15 protein-coding genes, 1 pseudogene and 1 riboswitch are annotated in these 21365 nt (G+C 65.1%); of the genes and pseudogenes, 7 read left to right on the top strand and 9 right to left on the bottom strand.

Translation table 11 applies throughout. From position 1 onward, the window contains the following. Window positions 1–4 precede the first annotated feature (4 nt). Both ABE463_RS14250 and ABE463_RS14255 read right to left on the bottom strand, forming a co-directional pair. Window positions 5–481, bottom strand: coding sequence for a hypothetical protein (locus ABE463_RS14250; protein ID WP_346468605.1), 477 nt, complete (start codon window positions 479–481; stop codon window positions 5–7). A 35-nt stretch (window positions 482–516) separates the two neighbouring features. Further along, window positions 517–1011, bottom strand: a complete 495-nt coding sequence (locus ABE463_RS14255; protein WP_346468606.1) for a hypothetical protein — start codon at window positions 1009–1011, stop codon at window positions 517–519. Window positions 1012–1267: 256 nt separating this feature from the next. Between ABE463_RS14255 and ppa the strand changes: the two genes are divergently transcribed. Continuing rightward, complete coding sequence (ppa, locus tag ABE463_RS14260; RefSeq protein WP_019183821.1) at window positions 1268–1804, top strand: inorganic diphosphatase; 537 nt, start codon at window positions 1268–1270, stop codon at window positions 1802–1804. A gap of 153 nt (window positions 1805–1957) precedes the next feature. Beyond that, window positions 1958–3079 (top strand): HDOD domain-containing protein, encoded by a 1122-nt coding sequence (locus tag ABE463_RS14265; protein WP_346468607.1) that lies wholly within the window; start codon window positions 1958–1960, stop codon window positions 3077–3079. Window positions 3080–3135: 56 nt separating this feature from the next. On the opposite strand, the gene ABE463_RS14270 is transcribed toward ABE463_RS14265, so the two are convergent. The 6 genes from ABE463_RS14270 to thiC all read right to left on the bottom strand — a co-directional run bounded on the left by ABE463_RS14270 (window position 3136) and on the right by thiC (window position 12680). After that, window positions 3136–3342, bottom strand: coding sequence for a hypothetical protein (locus tag ABE463_RS14270; protein ID WP_346468608.1), 207 nt, complete (start codon window positions 3340–3342; stop codon window positions 3136–3138). Window positions 3343–3513: 171 nt separating this feature from the next. Next, on the bottom strand, window positions 3514–6378 hold the full coding sequence (locus ABE463_RS14275; RefSeq protein WP_346468609.1) for a TonB-dependent receptor: 2865 nt from the start codon (window positions 6376–6378) through the stop codon (window positions 3514–3516). Between the two features lie 69 nt (window positions 6379–6447). Beyond that, the gene (locus tag ABE463_RS14280; RefSeq protein WP_346468610.1) at window positions 6448–7329 is read right to left on the bottom strand and encodes a helix-turn-helix transcriptional regulator; all 882 of its coding nucleotides are present in this window, start codon (window positions 7327–7329) and stop codon (window positions 6448–6450) included. A gap of 114 nt (window positions 7330–7443) precedes the next feature. After that, window positions 7444–9777, bottom strand: coding sequence for a winged helix-turn-helix domain-containing protein (locus ABE463_RS14285; protein ID WP_346468611.1), 2334 nt, complete (start codon window positions 9775–9777; stop codon window positions 7444–7446). Window positions 9778–10027: 250 nt separating this feature from the next. Next, window positions 10028–10705, bottom strand: a complete 678-nt coding sequence (locus tag ABE463_RS14290; RefSeq protein ID WP_346468612.1) for an ion channel — start codon at window positions 10703–10705, stop codon at window positions 10028–10030. A gap of 97 nt (window positions 10706–10802) precedes the next feature. Further along, the gene (gene thiC, locus ABE463_RS14295) at window positions 10803–12680 is read right to left on the bottom strand and encodes a phosphomethylpyrimidine synthase ThiC (RefSeq protein ID WP_346468613.1); all 1878 of its coding nucleotides are present in this window, start codon (window positions 12678–12680) and stop codon (window positions 10803–10805) included. Between the two features lie 141 nt (window positions 12681–12821). After that, window positions 12822–12923, bottom strand: a riboswitch (TPP riboswitch). A gap of 292 nt (window positions 12924–13215) precedes the next feature. On the opposite strand from thiC, the gene ABE463_RS14300 reads away from it, so the two are divergent. Both ABE463_RS14300 and ABE463_RS14305 read left to right on the top strand, forming a co-directional pair. Beyond that, window positions 13216–14784, top strand: coding sequence for a BCCT family transporter (locus tag ABE463_RS14300; RefSeq protein ID WP_259259211.1), 1569 nt, complete (start codon window positions 13216–13218; stop codon window positions 14782–14784). A 540-nt stretch (window positions 14785–15324) separates the two neighbouring features. Next, a pseudogene (locus ABE463_RS14305) lies at window positions 15325–15603 on the top strand (transposase); the annotation flags it as partial. 328 nt (window positions 15604–15931) lie between these two features. On the opposite strand, the gene ggt reads toward ABE463_RS14305, so the two are convergent. After that, window positions 15932–17650, bottom strand: coding sequence for a gamma-glutamyltransferase (ggt, locus tag ABE463_RS14310; RefSeq protein ID WP_346468614.1), 1719 nt, complete (start codon window positions 17648–17650; stop codon window positions 15932–15934). A gap of 656 nt (window positions 17651–18306) precedes the next feature. Between ggt and ilvC the strand changes: the two genes are divergently transcribed. From ilvC to ABE463_RS14325, 3 genes are read left to right on the top strand one after another with little or no spacing between them, the layout of a single operon-like run. Further along, window positions 18307–19281: a ketol-acid reductoisomerase gene (gene ilvC, locus ABE463_RS14315; protein ID WP_261997264.1), complete on the top strand. Its 975-nt coding sequence runs from the start codon at window positions 18307–18309 to the stop codon at window positions 19279–19281. A gap of 38 nt (window positions 19282–19319) precedes the next feature. Continuing rightward, window positions 19320–21053: an acetolactate synthase 2 catalytic subunit gene (ilvG, locus tag ABE463_RS14320; protein ID WP_152154263.1), complete on the top strand. Its 1734-nt coding sequence runs from the start codon at window positions 19320–19322 to the stop codon at window positions 21051–21053. Next, on the top strand, window positions 21037–21297 hold the full coding sequence (locus ABE463_RS14325) for an ACT domain-containing protein (RefSeq protein ID WP_070473596.1): 261 nt from the start codon (window positions 21037–21039) through the stop codon (window positions 21295–21297). Before ilvG ends, ABE463_RS14325 begins: the two co-directional genes overlap by 17 nt. Window positions 21298–21365 lie beyond the last annotated feature (68 nt).

Raw genomic sequence — 21365 nt, forward strand, 5'->3', positions numbered from 1 at the left:
GCCCCTAGAGGCACGCCGTCAGTCCGTCGTAGATGCTGTCGGGGGTTCCGGGCAACGCCACATGCAAGGCATCGTCCTGCTCCAGCGTCTGCAGCAGGACGGGCAGCAGCGTGGTGGCCGCCAGCGGCGCGCGGCAGGCCCACGTCCGCGCGTCCACCGCGATACGGCCCGTCGCAGTGTCCACGCGCGCGGTGCTGCCGGTGAACGTCCACACGCATTCCTGCACCCGTCCGCTGGCGGCCTCGACCGAGCAGCGGAAACGCAGCGCCTGAAGGTTGTGATACTCGCCTTCGCAGAACGTGTCGCCACAGATGTCGTTGAAGCCCCGGACCAAGCGGGCTTCCACCGCACGGAAGCGCTCCCAGCCCGCAGCCTGGGTTGGGTAGGTCCGCGCGTCGATGAAGGTCTCCGCGGTACGGCCGTCCATCGGGAGGCTGCAGACTGCCAGCACCAGCAGAGCGCTCGGGAAGATCGGTTTCATGGGTGTCTCCTGTACGGCGTTGGGGAAGCGCAGGCTCAGTTGAGGCACTCGAACAGCGCGTCGTGCATGGATCGGTGTGTGCCCGGAAGCGGCAGGGTCAATGCGTCACGTCGCCCGAGTGCGGTATGCAGCGCTTCCACGGAGGTATGGGGCGCCAATGGCGCCGCGCACGCCCAGGTACGGCTGTCCGGCACTACCTCGCCGGTGGTCGGCTCCACCTCCAGGTTGCCGGCCGCGATGACCAGCGCGCAGGACGCGACGCTTCCACTGGGCGCGTGTACCGAGCAGCGGAACTGCAGGACGATGTGATTGCTGAATTCACCTTCGCAGTACGTATCGCCGCAGAGGTCATGGAACTGCCGTGTCAGATGATCCTGGAGATCGTAGAAGCGGTCCCAGTTGGCTTCGTTGTAGGGGTAGTCGACCAGATCCACGTACGCACCACTGCGGGCACGGGCCTCCCCGGCCACCGCCGTGAGGGACAGGACGAGCGCCATCGACAGGCAGGCCATCCGAGTTGTCAGGGTCATCACCATCCTCCAAGCGGGTTCAGGGCCATGATCGGCCGCTCGGCCAGGCGCAACCATCGGCGCTCTGCCCGGGGCAGGGTCGGGATTGGTGGCACCGCCCTGTGGTGGTCTGCCCACCCGTCCCCCGCGCAGGCTGACCCTCGGGCCGCGCCCGCCGCGGATCGACCAATCGGCGGCACGACCGCTGCACGCTGGCCGCCAATGGGCCTAAAATGTCGGACTTTGCGCCCTACCCCCTCTCAGCTGGAGCACACCCATGGGTCTGGAACTCGTTTCGCCGGGCAAGAACCCGCCGGAAGAAATCAACGTCATCATCGAAATCCCGAAGGATTCCGAGCCGGTGAAGTACGAAGTGGACAAGGAAACCGGCGCGATCTTCGTCGACCGCATCCTCTCCACCCCGATGCGCTACCCCTGCAACTACGGCTACGTGCCGAGCACCCTGTGCGGCGACGGTGATCCGGCCGACGTGCTGGTGGTCCTGCCGCTGCCGCTGGTCCCGGGCTCGGTGGTGCGTTGCCGTCCGGTCGGCGTGCTCAAGATGAGCGATGAAGCCGGCAGCGACGAGAAGATCCTGGCCGTGCCGATCTCCAAGGTGTTCAGTGGCTATGCCCACGTCGAAGACATCGAGCAGGTGTCCAGCCACTGGCTGGAGCGCATCGGCCACTTCTTCGAGCACTACAAGGATCTGGAGAAGGGCAAGTGGGTCAAGCTGGATGGCTGGGGCGGCGCCGCCGAAGCCAAGAAAATCCTGGTGGAAGCCCACCAGCGCTACCTCGGCAACATCGCCTGAGACTGAACGACATCGCTCCGGCGCACACTGCCGGAGCGATGCGCATCACGTTTTTTCAATGCGGCACATCACTATTCGTGCCGGATTGGGTACATTGCGTCTCTTCACACCGTCCACGGTGCGCTTCACCGTGGTCAGCCAGGGGACCGTGTCGTGCGCATTCTGCTTGTTGGGGACGAAGCCAGCCTGTCGGCTGAGCTGTTGGAATTCATTGCCGATCTTGGGGAAGAGTGGCAGCCACTGACCGCCATCGATGGCCACAGCGCCATGGGCATCGTCGCCGCCTCGCCGGTCGATGCGGTGATCGTGTGTCCGCAATTGCCGGACCTCAATGCCACCACGCTGCTCGGCCAGATCCGGACGTTGCGTCCTGAGACCATCCGCATTGCCCTGGTGGATGCCGAGCACGGCACCCGCCCGCCGCCGGCACGCCTGATCGGCGTAGCTCATCGCTTCCTGCCGATGCCACTGGCCCCGGAAGTCCTGCTGGAAGCATTGACCAGCCTGGAAGAGCTGCGCGAACTGCTCGACAGCGCGCGCCTGCGCAGCGCCATCGGCCGGATCGAGAAGCTGCCCTCCCCGCCCCACCTTTACCTGTCGCTGACCCAAGCGCTGGAACACGACGACGACACCAACACCGCCGACGTGGCCAAGCTGGTCTCAGCCGATCCGGCCATCGCCGCCAAAGTGCTGCAGTTGTCCAATTCGGCGTTCTTCAACAACGGCCGGATCATTTCCGACCTGCGCACCGCCGTAACCCGGCTGGGACTGTCGACCCTGCGCGACCTGGTCCTGGCCAGCGAAGTGTTCTCCGCCCAGCCGCTGTCCGGCGCCGAGCGCAACTCGCTGCAACAGCGCGCGCTGCTGGCCTCGCGCCTGGCCGCCAAGCTGTTGCCGGAGTCCAGCGCGGAACTGGGCGCCACCGCGGCCCTGCTGGCCGACATCGGCCTACTGCTGCCCGGCGTGCGCAATGAGCGCACCGTGCCGGAGGATGCCGCTGACGACCGTCCCGGCCACGCCGAGGCCGGCGCCTACCTGCTCGGCCTGTGGGGCCTGCCGATGCCGATCATCGAGGCGGTGGCGTTCCACCTGCAGCCGCAGAAGTCCAACACCCGCAGCTTCTGGGTGACCGGTGCGGTGCATGTGGCGCTGGCGCTGATCAACGGCGACCCGGTCGATGAGGAGTACCTGCAGCGCGCGGGCGTGCTGAACAAGTTGCCGCTGTGGCGTGAACATGCCAATGCGCTGATGGGGCTGGTCGCCGCCGACGCCTGAGTGTCGGGTAGCGCGTTTTCAAACAATGGCGCGCCCAGTGGCGCGCCATCGTCGTTTCAGCGCTGCGGACAGGCGTCCAGCACGCACAAGCGCCACAGCCGCTCACACATGGCGGCGGAGCCCCCGTCGGCGAGGCATTCGATGCGGACTTCTTCGCAGTAGCGCCCTCCCGCGCAGACGATCAGGCCGGGCGAGGCACTGGCAGCGGTCGCCAGGGAGGCAAGCAGTACAGCGGAAGTCTTCTGAGCGAGCGTCATTTTCATATCGATCTCTCAACGGTCCACGATTGGACTGATTGACGGTATCAACTGCATTTACGCTCGAAACGTGAGGCTGATCACTATTCGCTGAAACTCAGATTTTCCTGACGCCACAGCGCAAAGAGGGCGGACCTTGCGGTCCGCCCTCCTTTTTTACGCCACTGCTTCGATGGATCAGAAGCGCTGGGTGTACTTCATGTACATGAAGCGACCGATGTCGAAGCCACCGTAGTACGGGAAGCTGCTGTTCGGTGCCGAGAACATGATCGGACCCTGGTGGTTGAACACGTTGTTCGCGCCCACCGCAATGGTGGCATCCCACGGTGCCTTCCAGCTGACCTGCAGGTCGTGGAAGGTGTTGGAGCCCACCCAACGCAGCGCATCGGCTTCGCCGTTGGCCATGTGGTTCGGATCGGTGCACGGACGGTTCTTGACGCAGTTTTCCTTCATGCCCGAGTAGTAACGAGCCGTCCAGTTGACGCCGAAATCACCATACTCCCAGTTCACGCCCAGGTTCGAGCGCACGCGGAAGATGCCCGCCTCACCGACACGACCGATGGTGATGGTCTGGCCGGCAGCGTTCTGGCCCTGCTCGTCATACTTGGCGACGTAGCTGGTGTCCCAGTTGAAGCTGAAGTTGCCGAACGCCGTTTCCGGCAGGCGGTACTTGATGCCCAGATCGTAGCCTTCCGTTTCCATCGCACCGAGGTTGGTGATGGAGTAGGTCAGGCTGTCGATATGGCCGTCGGCCGCACGGGTGTGCGCAGCGCAACGCGACGCGTCGCCGAGGATGTAGCAGTCACGCAGGATGCGGTCCACGTCGTCGAGAATGATCATGTTCTCGATTTTGTAGTTGTACCAATCCAGCGAGATGTCCAGACCCTGGACCCAACGCGGGCTCCACACGATACCTGCCGTCTTGCTGGTGGAGGTTTCCGGCTTCAGGTTGGCATTGGCCGTGCGGATGAACTGATCCGGCGTAGCGCACGGATAGGTTTCACACGGTACCGAACCCTGGCCCAGCTGGACGTAGTTCGGCGAGACGCCGGCCGCGGTGCAGGCTGCGTTGCCGGCGACCGTGTTGGAAGAACCGGTACCGCACGGATCCACGTACTGCTCGAAGCTGCTGGCGCTGCCGCCGTACAGATCGCTGATGGTCGGAGCACGGAAGCCTTCGGCCCAGGTACCACGGACCAGCAGCTCATCCATCGGACGCCACACCAGGCCGAACTTGGAGTTCAGGGTGTTGCCGAAGTTGCTGTAATCGGAGTAGCGGCTGGCAACGTTGAAGCTCAGTTCCTTGGCGAAGGCCATATCGGCCAGCACCGGAACGTTCAGCTCCAGGTACACCTCGTTCAGGCTGTAACCGCCTGCGGTGGTGGTCGAACCCAGACCGGTGCTCTCACCGGACTGTGCGAAGGCGTCCGGCACGAAACGGCCTTCTTCCTTGCGGTGCTCATAGCCCATCGCCACGCCCAGTTCACCGGCCGGCAGCTCCAGGACAGAGCCCGACAGGTTGGCGGTGTAGCTGGTGGTCTTGGTCAGACCGGTATCGGTGAAGGTCGGGAACAGGAACTTCTGCAGTTCCGGATCCGCCAGCGAGCCCTGGCCAGCCACGCCGTACGGCAGCAGCGGGTTCCACGGACGGCAATCGGTCAGCGGGACCGGGCTCGCGTCGGAGCCACACTGGGCGACACCCTGGCCGTTGATGAACGACTGACCCAGAGCCTGACGCGACGCGATCAGGCTCATGTCGCCGTGACCGGTCTTGGTCAGTTCGTTACGATTCCACAGCGCACCGACGTCCCAGTCCCAGGTCTTGCCGCCGAGCTCGAAGAAGCCGCTGACGGTCGGGGCGAAGCGCAGGGTCTTCATGTCGCTGTCGGTGGTGCGCGGCACTTCCCACAGGCGACGACGGAATTCAACGTCCTGGCCAACGCCCGGGTTGAACGCGCTGTTGGCCGCCAGCGGGGTACCGAACGCCTGCGACTGGTACGGATAGCCGGCGATCTGCTGCTTGGTGGTGCGCTGGTTGTACAGCAGGTCGGCGTTGAAGGTGATCGCGTCGGTCAGATCGTAGTTGCCGTTGACGTACACGGACTTACGTTCGATGCCGGTCGAGACCATCATCTGCTCGTTGGCGTTGGAATACTCGCCCGCGGTCAGCTGGTGGTAATCGGCTGCGTTCTTCGGATCGCCGCCAGCGTTGAGCGTGTTCCACTCCGGCAGCGGCGCATTCTCGTCATCCGACGGCAGGCAGTTGCCCCACACGCGCGGATCGCACCAGCTGCCACGCTCGGTGATCGGGCTGAAGCCCGAACCCGGGTAGTTCGGGCCGGCATTGCCCGAACGGCTGAACGAACGGTTCTTCGCCCACACCGGATCGGACTTGGCGTATTCGGCCGACAACGTCACGCCGCCACGCTCACCTTCCGCACCCAGGGTCATGGAGTACTGGTTGGTCTGGCCGTCGCCTTCGCCGTACTGGCCGACGTAGACGCTGGCTTCAGCGCCATCAAAGCGCTTGCGGGTGATCACGTTCACCACGCCGGCGATGGCGTCCGAACCGTAGATGGCCGACGCGCCGTCCTTCAGCACTTCGATACGCTCGACAGCCGACATCGGAATCTGGCTCAGATCCTGCAGGCCGCTGGTGGTAGCGCCGAGGCGCTTGCCGTTCATCAGCACCAACGTACGCTCGGCGCCCAGGTTGCGCAGGTCGACGTAGTAACCGCCCACGTCTTCGCCCGATGCCAGGGATTCCGAACGCGAGATGGCCGGCGAGCCGGCCGAGGTCAGGTTCTGCAGCACGTCGGCCACCGAGGTGAAGCCCTGCTTTTCCAGGTTCTCACGGCTCAGCGTCAGGATCGGCTGCTGGGTCTCCATGTTCGCGCCACGAATGCGCGAACCGGTGACTTCAATGCGATCCAGGTCGGTCGCGCCCTTGGCTTCCTGTGCGGAAGCGAAGGTCGGCGTCAGCGCAAGCGCAATGCCGGCGGGCAGAAGGCCCAGCCGCACTGCGGGAGTACGAAAATTCATTTATCTCTCCGAGGTACGTTAGTAGCGTGTTAAAACCGCCTCGGAAAGTTACGATTGCGTTGCAGTTAATTATTTGCGTGATGCAACCAATGACTTTGCCGACTCTGGCGACAGGTTCGCACCTGCCTCACGGTAGCGTGACGCGGACAGCCCAAAACGGGCTCGAAACGCCCGTGCGAAGCTGCAGCAGTTGTCAAATCCACTGGCCGCGGCAACCTCACCCACCATCATGTCGGTGTCGCGCAGCAGATCGGCCGCACGCTCCAGTCGCAGCCGCGCGGAGAGCGATTGCGGACTCTCTGCATACAGGCTCTGGAACGTCTTGGAAAGGTACCAGCTGGAGAAGTTGGTGAGTTCGGCCAGTTCACCAATGCGCACCACGCGGTGGCTGTTGCCTTCCAGATAGAGGCGCGCACGCTGCATGCGACCGAAGACCTGACGCTTGCGGCTGCGCGAACGGCCGGGGCAGCGCTGCACACCCGTGGCCATGCCCTGCTGCAGGGCGGCCAGGTGCAGCAGGGCCGGACGCAGGGCCTGCATCGGGCGGTCGCTGTCCAGCGCGTCGCGCCACAGGCGCATCGCCACCCGCATCTCACCGCGCGTCATGGTGCCGCGACCGGCATAGAGGTTGCAGTCGACCAGTTCACCCAGCGCACGCAGCGCATCGGGCGACAGGCTCAGGCCGATGCACAGCCCGTCACGTCCGGCCTGCACCATCGGCTTGGAGTCTTTCTCGAAAGCGATCCACTCGCGCTGGCGCAGACGGAACTTGCCCTCCTTGGATTCCACCCACGCGCTGCCACGCACCTGCATCCACACCGTGAACGTCGTGCCGGCCGTCTGCAGGCTGCCCAGGCGGGCAACCCCGAGACAACTCGGCAGCACGCCGTCGTCGGCGATCTTGTCCAAGGAGAGAGATTGACCGCGATCGGCCAGGGAGAGCTGACGCATGACTGCACCGTGTGTTTGCCTTTGCTGGCGTGCAGTTTTGCCAAGTCAGGCCACTTCTCTCAGGACGTCTTGGCGAGATTGATCCGAATTCGCCACGACAACCTCACGAAGAACTTACGAAGGATCTTTTCCCTTCATAAACATGAGGTTGGAGAACGCAGGGAAGAACGAGGAGGTCGGCTCGGGCAGGCTCATGATGCCGATGTCGGAGCCGTCGGCCACCGCCAGGGCCACATACACGGCACTGCCGTCCGGGCTGGCGCTGAATCCGTTGCCCGTGCCGAGCCGCTCGGCGTCCAGACAGTGCGTGGTGTCGCTCGATGCCGCACTGAGCCGGGCAAACGCCGTTGCGCAGTCGGCCCGATTGGACAGGTAATCGATCTGCCCATCGCCGGACACCGCCCAGGACCGATAGCGCCAGCGTGACGGCTGGTCGCCACGCACCTGGCGGATGCTCTGCGGCGTCAACGCCGCATCGGCCGACCACAGTCCACTGGCCGACAACCTTGTGAACAGCACACGTTCGCCGGTCGCGTCATAGCGCGCCTGGGACACGCCCTCGATGCTGCCCAACAACCGCCACGGCGTCGTGGTGCGATCAAACAGGGACAAGCGCATGCGTTCATCCCGATCGCGCTCGACCACCAGCATCTGGTTGGACTGCTGTCCGTACAGCGCCTGCAGCGGCTGCGCTGCCGGCACCGCCAGCCGCACGATCTGCTCATCACGCGGGGAGACTTCGAACACGGCCGGATTGGCATGTTCATCGCGCCCCAGCACCAACAGATGGCGGCTGTCGCGCGACCAGTCCGGAATCTGGCGGGTTTCCGGGCGCAGGCCCTCGATCGGGCGCAGTGATTCGGGACGTTGCAGATCGGCCCACCACAAGGAGTAGCTGCCGGAGCGATTGGAACTGAAGACCAATTGGCGACCATCCGGCGCGATCATCGGCTGCGCATCGCGGCCACCGGAGGCGAACAGGCGTTCGGGCACGCCTGGGCCATCGGCGCCGATAGGCACCTTGAACAAGCCGAACTGCGCACGCCGATGCATGAAGGCCAACATGTTGTTGCTGCGCGACAACGCCGGTGACTGCGCATCGTCCAGCCCCAGGTCGCGCAGCGTATGCGTGCGCGTATCCAGTTCATACAAGCGCGCTTCGCTGTCGACGCGGCGGCCGAACACGATGTGGCGGCTGTCGCTGCGCCAGGCCCAGCCGCGGATCTCCGCCGAATCGTTGGTCAGTTGTTCCGGCACCCCACCCCCGGCCGGAATCCGCCACAGATCGCCGACCTGGGGATTGCGCACGAAGACGATCCAACGCCCATCCGGCGAATAGCGCGGGGCGTATTCGAAGCTGTCCGGATCCATGTCGTAGTCCAGGGCGCTCCAACTGCCACTGGCCAGGTTGAAGGTGCGGATGCCACGGTGCGCGTACTTGCCCGACAGTGAGCCGAACAGCAGGCCGCGGCCGTCCGGGGTCCAGTCGAAACTGAGCAGCTCGGTGCCATCGCAACGGGTGACGTGGCGCAGTGCGCCGCCGGTGGCGCTGGCGATGAGGACTTCGCAGCTGCCGTCCGGGCCAAACCGCGCGAAGGCGATATCACGGCCGTTGGGCGACCAGTTGGGGAACCGGTCCGAATAGGTATCCGGGGTATCCATCAGCACCCGCGCCGGCGCATTGCCCGAGGTCTGGACCTTGATGACGTTGCCTTCGCGCGACGGCATGCCGGCTTCGTAGGCAACCTGCGAACCGTCCGGAGACAAGGTGGGGTACGTTTCAAAGCCTGCCGAGGCGGTGATCAGGCGATAGGGCCGTTCCGGGCTGCCGATCACGCGCGTGCCGTCTTCCACCGCCGCTTCCACCGCCGTTGCCGGCCGCTCGCGCTGCACCAGCAGGGCGGCCATGACCAGCAGCGCGATCATCATCGTCAGGCCGATCGCCAGCAGCACATACCGGCGGATGCGGCGCCAGCGCCGGCGCATCGGGCTGTCGACGCGCTTGGCGGACACACCGGTGACGGGGCGAGGTGCACCGTCGTCGCTGATGACGTCAGCACCGGCCTCTTCCGTCTCGGCCAGTCCACGCGCCTCGTCGACCACGCTCACGGGTACCAGCAGGCGGTAACCGGTCTTGGCGATGGTCTCGATGTACGTGGTGCCGGCGTCTTCGTCAGTGGCGAAGGCTTTGCGCAACTGGGTGACGGCCTGGGTCAGCACGTCATTGGTGGGCAGCGTATCGGGCCACACCTCGGCGAACAGTTCATCGCGCGTCACCACGGTACCGGGCGAGCGCATCAGCGCCTTCAAGACACCCAGTGCCTTCGGAGTGAGACGACGCGGGCGACGCACGCCCACCACCATGACTTCCCGGGAGGAAAGTACTACGGTGCAATCGCCGATTCGGACTACATCGGCGGCGGGTCGCTCACTGTCGTTGTTGATCATTCCGGTGACACGAGTGAATGCAGGACTACTGGAACGCAGCATTCATCACAATCGACACCGATCGAACGAACCGCCAGATTCCGCACAAACCATCAGCGCAAAGCGCAAAACCACTGAAGGCCGCGAATACTAGCCTATGTGGGTTAACCGCAGCTGTGCGTGCGGCCAACATCAGGCTCTCTCTCGCCGACGAAATTACATAAACTGATTCAGCATTCGCGCCTCCGGGCGCGAATTTTTTATGTGCGATTCAGTTTTGTATGCGCCGGATCATGGTCAATCCGACCAGGCGCGACACCACCAATGCGACGTACATCACGCCTGCAAACTGCTCCAGCATCACCAATGCCCGCGCCTGCGGATGGACAGGAATCACATCACTGAGTCCCACCCCGGACAGCAAGCTGAAGCTGAGATAAAGCAACTCCATCCAGGTACGCAGTTCTGTCTCGCTGGTGGCCATGAAACTGCCGGGATACCACTGCTGGCACACCGAGAAGGCGAAGGCGAAAGCCCACGCCAGCAGCGTGAAGGTCGCCCCCGCCGCGAACAGTTCATCACGGGTCACCTTGTGGTCCTGGAGCATGTAGGCGATCAGGCTGCCGGCCGTATAGAAATACAGCAGGCATTCGAGCAGCTGCGCGGTGGTGACCAGCGCCGGGCGCTCCAGTAGAGCGCCTGAGATGGAAAACACTACCGAGGGGATGGCCAGCAGCAATGCCACCCACATCCCGAGCGGGCTGCGCCGCACCACCCACAGGGCCAGGCCGAGCACGGCGATGCCGAACGCACCAAACAGCGCGCGACTGGCGCCGGCCTCATCCATCGCGGGGTACAACAACACGCCGAGCAGTTGCACGGCCAACAGCCAGGCAGACGGATGCCGGCGCGCGATGGCCAGCCATTTGGTGCTGCGTGCTATCGCCATCGTCGTCCCCGCCCCTGCCTGGTCGCGCCGAGCTTAGCTGGAATTGCGCGGGCGGCGGATGATGGCCGGGGCGGCGCGCACTGCCCCGGCCGCCACATCACTCCTGGCGATACACCTGCGCCCCGAGATCCCGGAACTGCGCGGACTTCTCGGCCATCCCTGCCTCCAACGCCTGCTGCGCATCCAGGCCCTGCCCCGCTGCATAGTCACGCACGTCCTGGGTGATCTTCATCGAGCAGAAGTGCGGGCCGCACATCGAACAGAAGTGGGCGAGCTTGTGCGCATCCTTGGGCAGGGTCTCGTCATGGAACTCCTTGGCCTTCTCCGGATCCAGCCCCAGGTGGAACTGGTCCTCCCAGCGGAATTCGAAACGTGCCTTGCTCAACGCGTTGTCGCGGACCTGCGCGCCGGGATGCCCTTTGGCGAGATCCGAGGCATGCGCGGCAATGCGATACGCCATGATGCCGTCGCGTACGTCCTGCCGGTTGGGCAGGCCCAGGTGTTCCTTCGGGGTGACATAGCAGAGCATCGCCGTGCCGTACCAGCCGATCATGGCCGCACCGATCGCACTGGTGATGTGGTCGTAGCCCGGCGCGATATCGGTGGTCAGCGGGCCCAGCGTATAGAACGGTGCTTCACCGCACTCGCGCAGCTGCTTGTCCATGTTCTCCTTGATCAGCTGCATCGGCACGTGGCCGGGACCTTCGATCATGGTCTGCACATCATGCTTCCACGCGATCTTCGTCAGCTCGCCCAGCGTCTCGAGCTCGCCGAACTGCGCGGCATCGTTGGCATCGGCGATACAGCCCGGGCGCAGGCCGTCGCCCAGCGAGAAGGTCACGTCGTAGGCCTTCATGATCTCGCAGATGTCCTCGAAGTGCGTGTAGAGGAAGTTCTCCTTGTGATGGGCCAGGCACCACTTGGCCATGATCGAGCCACCGCGCGAGACGATGCCGGTCACGCGCTTGGCGGTCAGCGGCACGTAACGCAGCAGGACCCCGGCGTGGATGGTGAAGTAGTCCACGCCCTGCTCGGCCTGCTCGATCAGCGTGTCGCGGAAGATCGCCCAGTTCAGTTCCTCGGCACGGCCATCAACCTTCTCCAGCGCCTGGTAGATCGGCACGGTCCCGATTGCCACCGGCGAATTACGCAGAATCCATTCGCGCGTTTCATGGATGTGCTTGCCGGTGGACAGATCCATCACGGTATCGCCGCCCCAGCGGATCGCCCAGACGAGCTTTTCCACCTCCTCGGCAATGCCCGAGGACACCGCGCTGTTGCCGATGTTGGCGTTGATCTTGGTCAGGAAGTTGCGGCCGATGATCATCGGCTCGCTTTCCGGGTGGTTGATGTTGTTGGGCAGCACGGCACGGCCACGCGCGATTTCATCGCGGACGAACTCGGGGGTGATGATCCTGGGGATCGAGGCACCGAAGGACTCGCCGGGATGCTGCTTCAGCAGTGCGGCGTCGCGGATCGCATCGAGCCGCTGGTTCTCGCGGATCGCCACGAACTCCATTTCCGGCGTGATGATGCCGCGGCGTGCGTAGTGCATCTGGGTGACGTTGGCGCCTGCCCGCGCACGGCGTGGCTGCAACCGCGCGGGGAAGCGCACCGCATCGAGCCGTGCATCGGTCTGACGCGAACGGCCGAATGCCGAGCTCAGGCCTTCCAGCACCTCGGTATCGCCGCGCTCGGCTACCCAGGCGGCGCGCAGCGCAGGCAGACCGGCGGAGAGGTCGATGGCGACAGCCGGATCGGTGTACGGGCCGGAGGTGTCGTACACCGTGACCGGCGCGTTCTCTTCGCCACCGAACAAGGTGGGCGTGCGGGTCAGGGTGATCTCGCGCATCGGCACCTGCAGATCGGGGCGCGAGCCCTGCACGTGGATCTTGTGCGAGCCGGGAATCGGCCGGGTGACCGATTCGGAGAGTTGCTGGGCCTGTTGCTGCAGGGCGGAGAGCTGTGCGTTCATCGAGGCATCGTCCTAGGTTCAATCCCCGCACAGGGACTGTGCGGTTCTATGCGAGGGATTCGCATGGGAGGGACGAAACGGCGGCGCTCGACGGACGGATTGCGGGCGGTCTCCGGGCGCGGTGGCCCTACGGCGCAATGCATCTGCAGATGCGAAGCTTCCCTACGCCGGTATCAACCGGATCAGGTTCGAAGGGACTGTCTCAACCTTGGCCACTGGGCCGCGGTACCCCCGCTTCGGGGCGAATTAGAGCACAAAGCGACGCCCACGGGCGCACGACCACGCCCCACACTGACGTGATCGGCCTTTGCATGTGAACAGAGCACCGACACCCCATGCACTACCATGCTGCAGCGCGGTATGCGGTGCGGTCAGGGGGGTAGCTTCCCGATCGTGCGCACACCGCGCTCTGCTCGACGCCAGTGACGTCCGTACTGACCGGCCTCGACCGGCTTGATCCGCCCCAGTCGTTGCCGTTGTGCCGCTGGAGATTGCAAGCCTCGGCTCGCCCCCAACTGATCGGAGACACGCCTGCATGGTGTTCCGCATTTCCATCGCACTGGTCGCACTGCTGGTGCTGATCGCCGGCCTCGCGCCGGGCCCCTTCAACGAGGTCGTCCAGAGCGGCCTGTCCACCATCATCCGCAGTACCGGCTGGCTGTATCTGCTGGTGGTGTTCATCACGCTGTCGTTCCTGATGTACCTGGCCTTCGGCCGCTTCGGTTCGCTGCGCATCGGCGGCGAGGATGCCGAGCCTGATTTTTCCAATGCGAGCTGGATGTCGATGTTGTTCGCCGCCGGCATGGGCATCGGCCTGGTGTTCTGGGGCGCGGCCGAACCGATCTCGCACTTCGTGAAGCCACCGGAAGGACTGGCACCGCAGAGCATGGAGGCGGCGCGCGCATCGATGCGCTACGCGTTCTTCCATTGGGGCCTGCATCCGTGGGCGATCTATGCGCTGATCGGCCTGGCGATGGCCTGGTTCCAGTTCAACCGCAACGGGCGCGGGCTGATCAGCGATCTGCTGCAGCCGATCATCGGCGCGCATCACCGTGGCTGGATGGGCACGGTGGTCAACGTCGCCGCCGTGGTCGCCACGGCGATCGGTGTGGCCACGACGCTGGGCTTCGGCACGATCCAGATCGCGGCCGGCCTTGAGCGCGTGTTTGGCATCCAGGCCTCGGTGCCGGTGCAGCTGACCATCATCGCGGTGGCATTCGTGCTGTATATGGCCTCCACCACCAGTGGCGTGCACCGCGGCATCAAGTGGCTGTCGAATTTCAATCTCGGTCTGGCGGCGTTGCTGCTCGCGCTGATCCTCGTACTGGGGCCGACCGGTTTCATCTTCGATACGTTCACCACCACGATCGGCTCGTACCTCAATTCACTGGTGACGATGAGCCTGCGGATGTCCCCGTTCTCAGGCAGCACGTGGGTGGCAGACTGGACGATCTTCTACTGGGCGTGGTGGATCGCGTGGGCGCCGTTCGTGGGCTCGTTCATCGCGCGCGTCTCGCGCGGGCGCAGCATCCGCGAGTTCGTGCTGGGCGTGGTGATCGCGCCGAGCGTGCTGGGCTTCCTGTGGTTCTCGGTATTCGGCGGCACGGCGCTGTGGTCGCAGATCTTCGGCCACGTGGATCTGGCCCAGGCGCTGGGCAATGGCTACGAGACGGTGTTGTTCACGATGTTCGACAGCCTGCCGATGCCGACGGTGCTGTCGGTGATCGCGCTGGTGCTGTTGATGATCTTCTTCGTGACCTCGGCCGATTCGGCGGTGCTGGTGCTGGCGACGATGTCGACGGAGGAGTCCGGTGATCCGCCGCTGGCGCGCCGGATGGTGTGGGGCGTGGCGATTGCGTTGATCGCGGGCGTGCTGTTGTTGGCCGGTGGACTCAATGCGCTGCAGGGGATGATCACGATCGCGGCGTTGCCGTTTGCGTTGTTGATGCTGGCGGTGATGTGGTCGTTGTACCGGGTGCTGGATATGGAGCATGCGTTGCAGCGCCGCCGTGCGCAGCGCGCGCGGCGGTTGATGGATGAGTGGATCGAGCGGGAGATCGCGGCGCAGGAAGAGACGCGCGATGAGGCGGCTCGAGCGCCTTAGGGTGGTCGGGTTGGTCGCTTCGTGCGGCCCGGTTCCGGGGCTATGGGTGGGCGGGCGGGGACGGGTGGGTTGGCGGGACACGCCGTGAATCCGTCCATGGAGGCTCATGTCGCGCCATCCATGGCGCTCATGGTCCCGACAACCCACCCGCCCCGTCCCGCTCACGGTTTCAAGGTGGTTCTGAGGAGAGCCCTGAGCAAAGCCTGGCACAGCGCGCCCCACTCACAGTTTCAGGGTGGTTCCAACGCGAGCAGCCGAGCAACGCTCGGCACAGCAGCGTGCACCCGACGCATCGGATCATCGTTAAGTAAAAGGAGCCACGCATGGCGTGGCTCTTATCTCTTGCCGATCTGGCACTTTAGGTGCCGAGAGCCCGGCGTGGGCGACCGTGTGGCTCTAGGTCTTGCGACCGCTCGGTAGCTTGGGTCCCCACGCCGGTTTCTCCCTGATCCGCCCGAACAGTTGATCGAGTTGGCGCTCGGACTGATAAGACTGGGCAAGCGGGGGGAGCTCTCGACCCTGTCAGCCTAGCGGAGTTCCGCCATTGCTTCGCTGGTCGGCCTGGCCCCCATGAACCGCGAGAGCGGTACCTGGCAGGGCAAGCGCAGCATCACCGGGGGCCGGGCCGTAGTGCGCGAAGCGCTCTACATGGCGGCGCTAACTGCCATCCGTTACGAGCCCAAGCTACGTGACTTTTACGCGACCCTGAAAGCCAAAGGAAAGGCGAGCAAGGTCGCCTTGGTAGCTGTCATGCGCAAGATGCTGGTCATCCTCAACGCCCGGATGCGCGACGCTCAAAGCGAATCGATCCCCGCCTGAAGCACGCCTAGGCACATCTCCAACGGCTGCCGGCCAGCGGCCGGCACTACCGTGCCCATCCGCTGGGGGGCTGAAGCTCCTCCAGCAACACAGTTGCTACCGCTTTTGCCATGCGCACCGACCCACTGTGGGTGGGTCGGCCTGGGTGGGTTGGCGGGACCGTATGTCGCCATGGATGGCGGCATACGAGCCTACATGGACGTACTTGCGGCGGGTCCCGCAGACCCACCCAGGTCGGCCCACTGTCCGCAGCCCCAAACGCGCAACGCTCTACGCTCTGCTGTGCGCTTCTACGGGCCAACGGTCGGCTCTACGGGGTGCCAGCAGATCAGTACCCCGCCGCCTGCCCATCCTTGCGGCTCTCCGACGCGCCGTAGTACACCCCGGTCTCCGGATCACGCAGGATCGCCTGATACCCACCGTACGGACCATCCGCGAACACCACGCGGTGGCCCTTGCGCATCAACGCGCGCACCGTCTCATACGGGAAGCCGGTTTCCAGATTCACCTCGCCACCGTCGCTCATCGCCGTCGCCTGCCCGGTCGGCTCGGTCGAGCCCTCATGCTGGATGCGCGGCGCATCGCCGGCTTCCTGCAGATTCATCCCGAAGTCGACCATGTTCATCACGATCTGCGCATGACCCTGCGGCTGCATCGCACCGCCCATCACGCCAAAGCTCATCCACGGCTTGCCGTCCTTGGTGACGAAGCCCGGAATGATGGTCTGGAACGGGCGCTTGCCCGGCGCATAACCGTTCGGATGATCCTTGCGCAGCACGAACATCTCGCCGCGGTCCTGCAGGATGAAGCCCAGGCCCGGAGGCGCCATGCCGCTGCCCATGCCCCGGTAATTGGACTGGATCAGCGAGACCATCATGCCGTCCGCATCGGCCACGGTCAGGTAGATCGTGTCGCCTTCCTTCAGTTGCTTCGGCGTCCCCGGCTGCACTTCACTCAGCGCCTTGTCCATCGAGATCAGCGTGCGGCGCTCGGCGGCGTAGCCTTTGGAGATCAGCGTATCGACCGGGGCCGGGTGGAACGCCGGGTCGGTGTAAAAGCGCGCGCGGTCGGCGAAGGCCAGCTTCTTGGCCTCCACGAACAGGTGCACGTGCTCGGGCGAGCCGAAGGGGATCTTCGAGAAATCGTAGCCTTCCAGCACGTTGAGGATCTGCAGCGCGGCGATGCCCTGGCTGTTCGGCGGCAGTTCCCATACGTCATAGCCACGGTAGTTGCTGCTGACCGGCTCCACCCACTCGCCGTGATGGCTGGCCATGTCCTCATAGCTCAGGTAGCCGCCATTGGCCTTGAAGTAGGTGCCGATGGTGCGGGCGATCTCGCCTTTGTAGAAGGCATCGCGGCCGCCCTGGGCGATCTGCTCCAGGGTGTGGGCCAGGTTCGGGTTCTTCCACATCTCGCCCTTGCGCGGGGCATGGCCGTTGATCGTGAACTGCTCGGTGAAGCCAGGGTACTTGGACAGCCGCGGCACCGAGCGGTCCCAGTAGTAGGCGATGACCTCGGCGACCGGGTGGCCTTCGCGGGCGTAGCGGATCGCAGGCGCGAGGTTGTCGGCCATCGGCTTGCGGCCGAAACGATCATGCAGGGCGAACCAGCCATCGACCGCGCCGGGGACCGAGACGGGCAGCGGGCCGGTGGCCGGAATCTCCTTCAGGCCGCGGCGCTGGAACTCGGCCAGGGTCAGCGACTTCGGCGAGCGGCCCGAGCCGTTGTAGCCATACAGCTTCTCGGTTTTGGGGTCCCACACGATCGCGAACAGATCACCGCCCACGCCGTTGCCGGTGGGTTCCATCAAACCGAGGGCGGCATTGGCCGCGATCGCGGCGTCCACGGCCGAGCCGCCGGACTTCATCACGTCCAGGGCGATCTGGGTCGCCAGCGGCTGGGAGGTGGCGGCCATCGCATGCGGAGCGATCACCTCCGACCGGGTGGCGAAGGTGTGGCCGGTGATCCGGTCAGCGGCGATGGCGGCGGCGGGCAGCGTACACAGGACGGCGGCGGCGAGCAGACCGCGGGCAAGGCGTGAGGACACGGGGTGGTTCCTGAGAGGTGGTAGCGAGCTGATGGTGGCGGCAGATGCCGCCGGAGGACATCCCACTATGGTCATGCACCTCACACAAATCGGCCCCGAATCCGCGCAATCGCGCCCGGCAAAATGCTGAATTCCGGTTCACCGGAACGCTTTCAGCCGCAACCATCCTTGTACAGCGGGGGCTTGCGGTGGATGCAGGCGAAACCGATGGAAATTGTCTTTCCAAGGTTGACACCGCCGAAACCCGTGTGGTTTTCTCGATCTCATGTTGCAGCGCACAGCCACCCGCGAATCCATCGAGCACGCCGACCACGGCGCGGCCTCCATCCGTTCGCTTCTCGTACTCGTACTTATTACCCAACCAACAGGTGCGGGACGGACCGGCGTGTAAGCAAGACTGCCAGGTATCCATCAAAACCCGCACCCGACCAGGTGCGGGTTTTTTCGTTTCAGAACCCTTCGATTTCCATCCTCCCCGCCGAGTTGCCTTCCACCATGACCCGCCAGCCCACCTCGAGCCAGCCAACGCCCACCGCCCCCACGGCGGATGCGTTCGCGTGTGCTCGCGGCCAGGCCGGTGCCACCCCTTCCCCTGATGGGCCGACGCGTCGCTGACCGTCGGCCCTCTTTTTTCTTGCCTCCAAAGGACCTCCCCCATGAGCACCAACGACCTGCCCCAGATCAAGATCGCTGTTGTCGGCTACGGCAGCCAGGGCCGCGCGCACGCGCTGAATCTGCGTGAATCCGGTTTCGATGTCGTCGTCGGGCTGCGCCCGGGCGGTCCGACCGAGGTCAAGGCTCAGGCCGACGGCTTCACCGTCAAAGCCCCTTCCGAGGCGGTGAAGGATGCCGATCTGGTCGCCGTGCTGACCCCGGACATGGTGCAGAAGAAGCTCTATGAAGACGTGCTCGCGCCGAACATGAAACAGGGCGCGGTGCTGCTGTTCGCGCACGGCCTGAACGTGCATTTCGACATGATCAAACCGCGCGAGGATCTGGACGTGGTGCTGGTCGCGCCGAAGGGCCCGGGCGCACTGGTGCGTCGCGAGTATGAGATCGGCCGCGGCGTGCCGTGCATCTGGGCGGTATACCAGGACAAGAGTGGCAAGGCCGCCGAGTTCGCCCTGGCCTACGCCGGCGGCCTGGGTGGCGCGCGCGCCAACCTGATCCAGACCACCTTCAAGGAAGAGACGGAAACCGATCTGTTCGGCGAACAGGCCGTACTGTGCGGTGGCGCTTCGGCACTGGTGCAGGCCGGTTTCGAAACCCTGGTCGAAGCCGGCTACCAGCCGGAGATCGCCTACTACGAAGTACTGCACGAACTGAAGCTGATCGTGGACCTGTTCTACGAAGGTGGCATCACCCGCATGCTGGAATTCATCTCCGAAACCGCGCAGTACGGCGACTACGTCAGCGGCCCGCGCGTGATCGACGCCGGCACCAAGGCGCGCATGAAGGACGTGCTGACCGATATCCAGAACGGCACCTTCACCAAGAACTGGGTGGCCGAGTACGAAGCAGGCCTGCCGAACTACAACAAGTTCAAGCAGGCCGACCTGGAGCACCCGATCGAGAAGGTAGGCAAAGAACTGCGCGCCAAGATGGTCTGGTTGCAAAGTCAAGCCGCGTAAACGCGCGGCTCCCCCACCGCTTTCGTAAAGGTCACCGCATGAATACCTCCGCACACAGCACCGCGCCCCGCAACGGCGCACGCTGGTTGACGCAGGCCCTGGAAGCCGAGGGCGTGCATACGCTGTTCGGCTATCCGGGCGGCACCATCATGCCGTTCTATGACGCCCTGGTGGACTCCGGGCTGAAGCACATCCTGGTCCGCCATGAGCAGGGCGCGGCACTGGCCGCCAACGGCTTCGCCCGTGCCAGCGGCCGGGTCGGCGTCTGCGTCGCCACCTCCGGCCCGGGCGCCTCCAACCTGGTCACCGGCATCGCCGATGCGATGCTGGATTCGGTGCCGATGGTCTGCATCACCGGCCAGGTCGCAACCCCGCTGCTGGGCACCGACGCGTTCCAGGAACTGGACGTGTTCGGGCTGACCCTGCCGATCGTCAAGCACAGCTGGCTGGTGCGCTCGGTCGATGACCTGCCGCAGGTGGTCGCCGATGCGTTCCGTATCGCCCGCGAGGGTCGCCCGGGGCCGGTGCTGATCGATCTGCCCAAAGACGTGCAGGTGGCCGATGCGTCGCACCTGCCGGACCACGTGCCGTCCACGGTGGTCGCACCGCCTGCCCCGAATGACGACGCCATCGCGCAGACCATCGCCGCCATCGCCGGGGCCGAGAAGCCGGTGATCTATGCCGGGGGTGGCGTGGCGCTGGGCGATGCGGTGGAGGACTTCCGTGCCTTCGTCGAGGCGACCCGTATTCCGACCGTGCTGACCCTGCGCGGCCTGGGCGCGCTGCCGCCGCAGCATCCCCACTACCTGGGCATGCTGGGCATGCACGGCACCCGCGCGGCCAACATGGCCGTGCAGGAAAGCGATCTGCTGGTCGTGGTCGGCGCCCGTTTCGATGACCGCGCGACCGGCAAGTTGAACGAGTTCGCCCCGTTTGCGCGCGTCGTGCATATCGATGCCGATGCGTACGAGATCTCCAAGCTGCGCACCGCCGACATCGCGGTGCCGGGCAATGTCGGTACGGCGCTGCGCGCACTGACCGCCGCGGCCACCGCCCCGGCCACGCAGGAGGCCTGGACCAAGCGCTGCCAGGGCCATCGTGAACGCTTCGCCCCGCGTTACGACGCACCGGGCAAGCACATCTACGCCCCGGCGCTGCTGAAGCGCCTGAGCGAGCTGGCGCCGAGCGATGCGATCATCGCCTGCGATGTCGGCCAGCATCAGATGTGGGTCGCCCAGCATTGCCGCTTCACCCACCCGCGCAACCACCTGACCAGCGGCGCGCTGGGCACCATGGGCTTCGGCCTGCCCGCAGCGATGGGTGCGCAGTTCGCCTGCCCCGACCGCACCGTGGTGCTGGTCTCCGGCGATGGCAGTTTCATGATGAACGTGCAGGAGCTGGTCACCATCGCCCGCTGCCGCCTGCCGGTGAAGATCGTGCTGCTGGACAACAGCTCGCTGGGCATGGTCCGCCAGTGGCAGGAGCTGTTCTTCGCCGAGCGCTACAGCGAGATCGATCTGTCCGACAACCCGGACTTCGCCGCGCTGGCGCAGGTGTTCGGCATTCCGGCCACGCGCATCGAAGCACGTGACGATGTCGAAGGTGGCCTGGCCGCAATGCTGGCCCAGCCTGGCCCGGCTCTGCTGCATGTGGCCATCGATGCGCGTGCCAACGTGTGGCCGCTGGTGCCGCCCAACAATGCCAACAGCACGATGCTGGAAAGCAACCCCGCTCATCAGTCCCAGGAGTTCCCCAATGCAATACCGGCTTGACCTGGTGCTGACCCCAGCCGAAGGCGCGCTGCTGCGCGTGATCGGCATGGCCGAACGCCGCGGCTTCGCACCGCGCGCGATCGCCGGTGCGCCCAATGCCGCCGACGATGGTCGCTGGCACCTGCAGCTGGTGGTGGACAGCACGCGTCCGCCGGAGACGCTGCGCCGCCAGATCGAGAAGATCTACGACTGTGTGTCGGTGCGCATCAGCGCACTGGAGCCCGGTACTGGAGTATCCGCATGAACGCCCGCACCGTTGCATCGGTGCCGGTACGGAGGTGTCTTCTCGGTCGTACGTCGCACCGTGCGCCG

The organism is Stenotrophomonas sp. TWI819 (assembly GCF_039673075.1).
Lineage (GTDB): Bacteria > Pseudomonadota > Gammaproteobacteria > Xanthomonadales > Xanthomonadaceae > Stenotrophomonas > Stenotrophomonas rhizophila_B.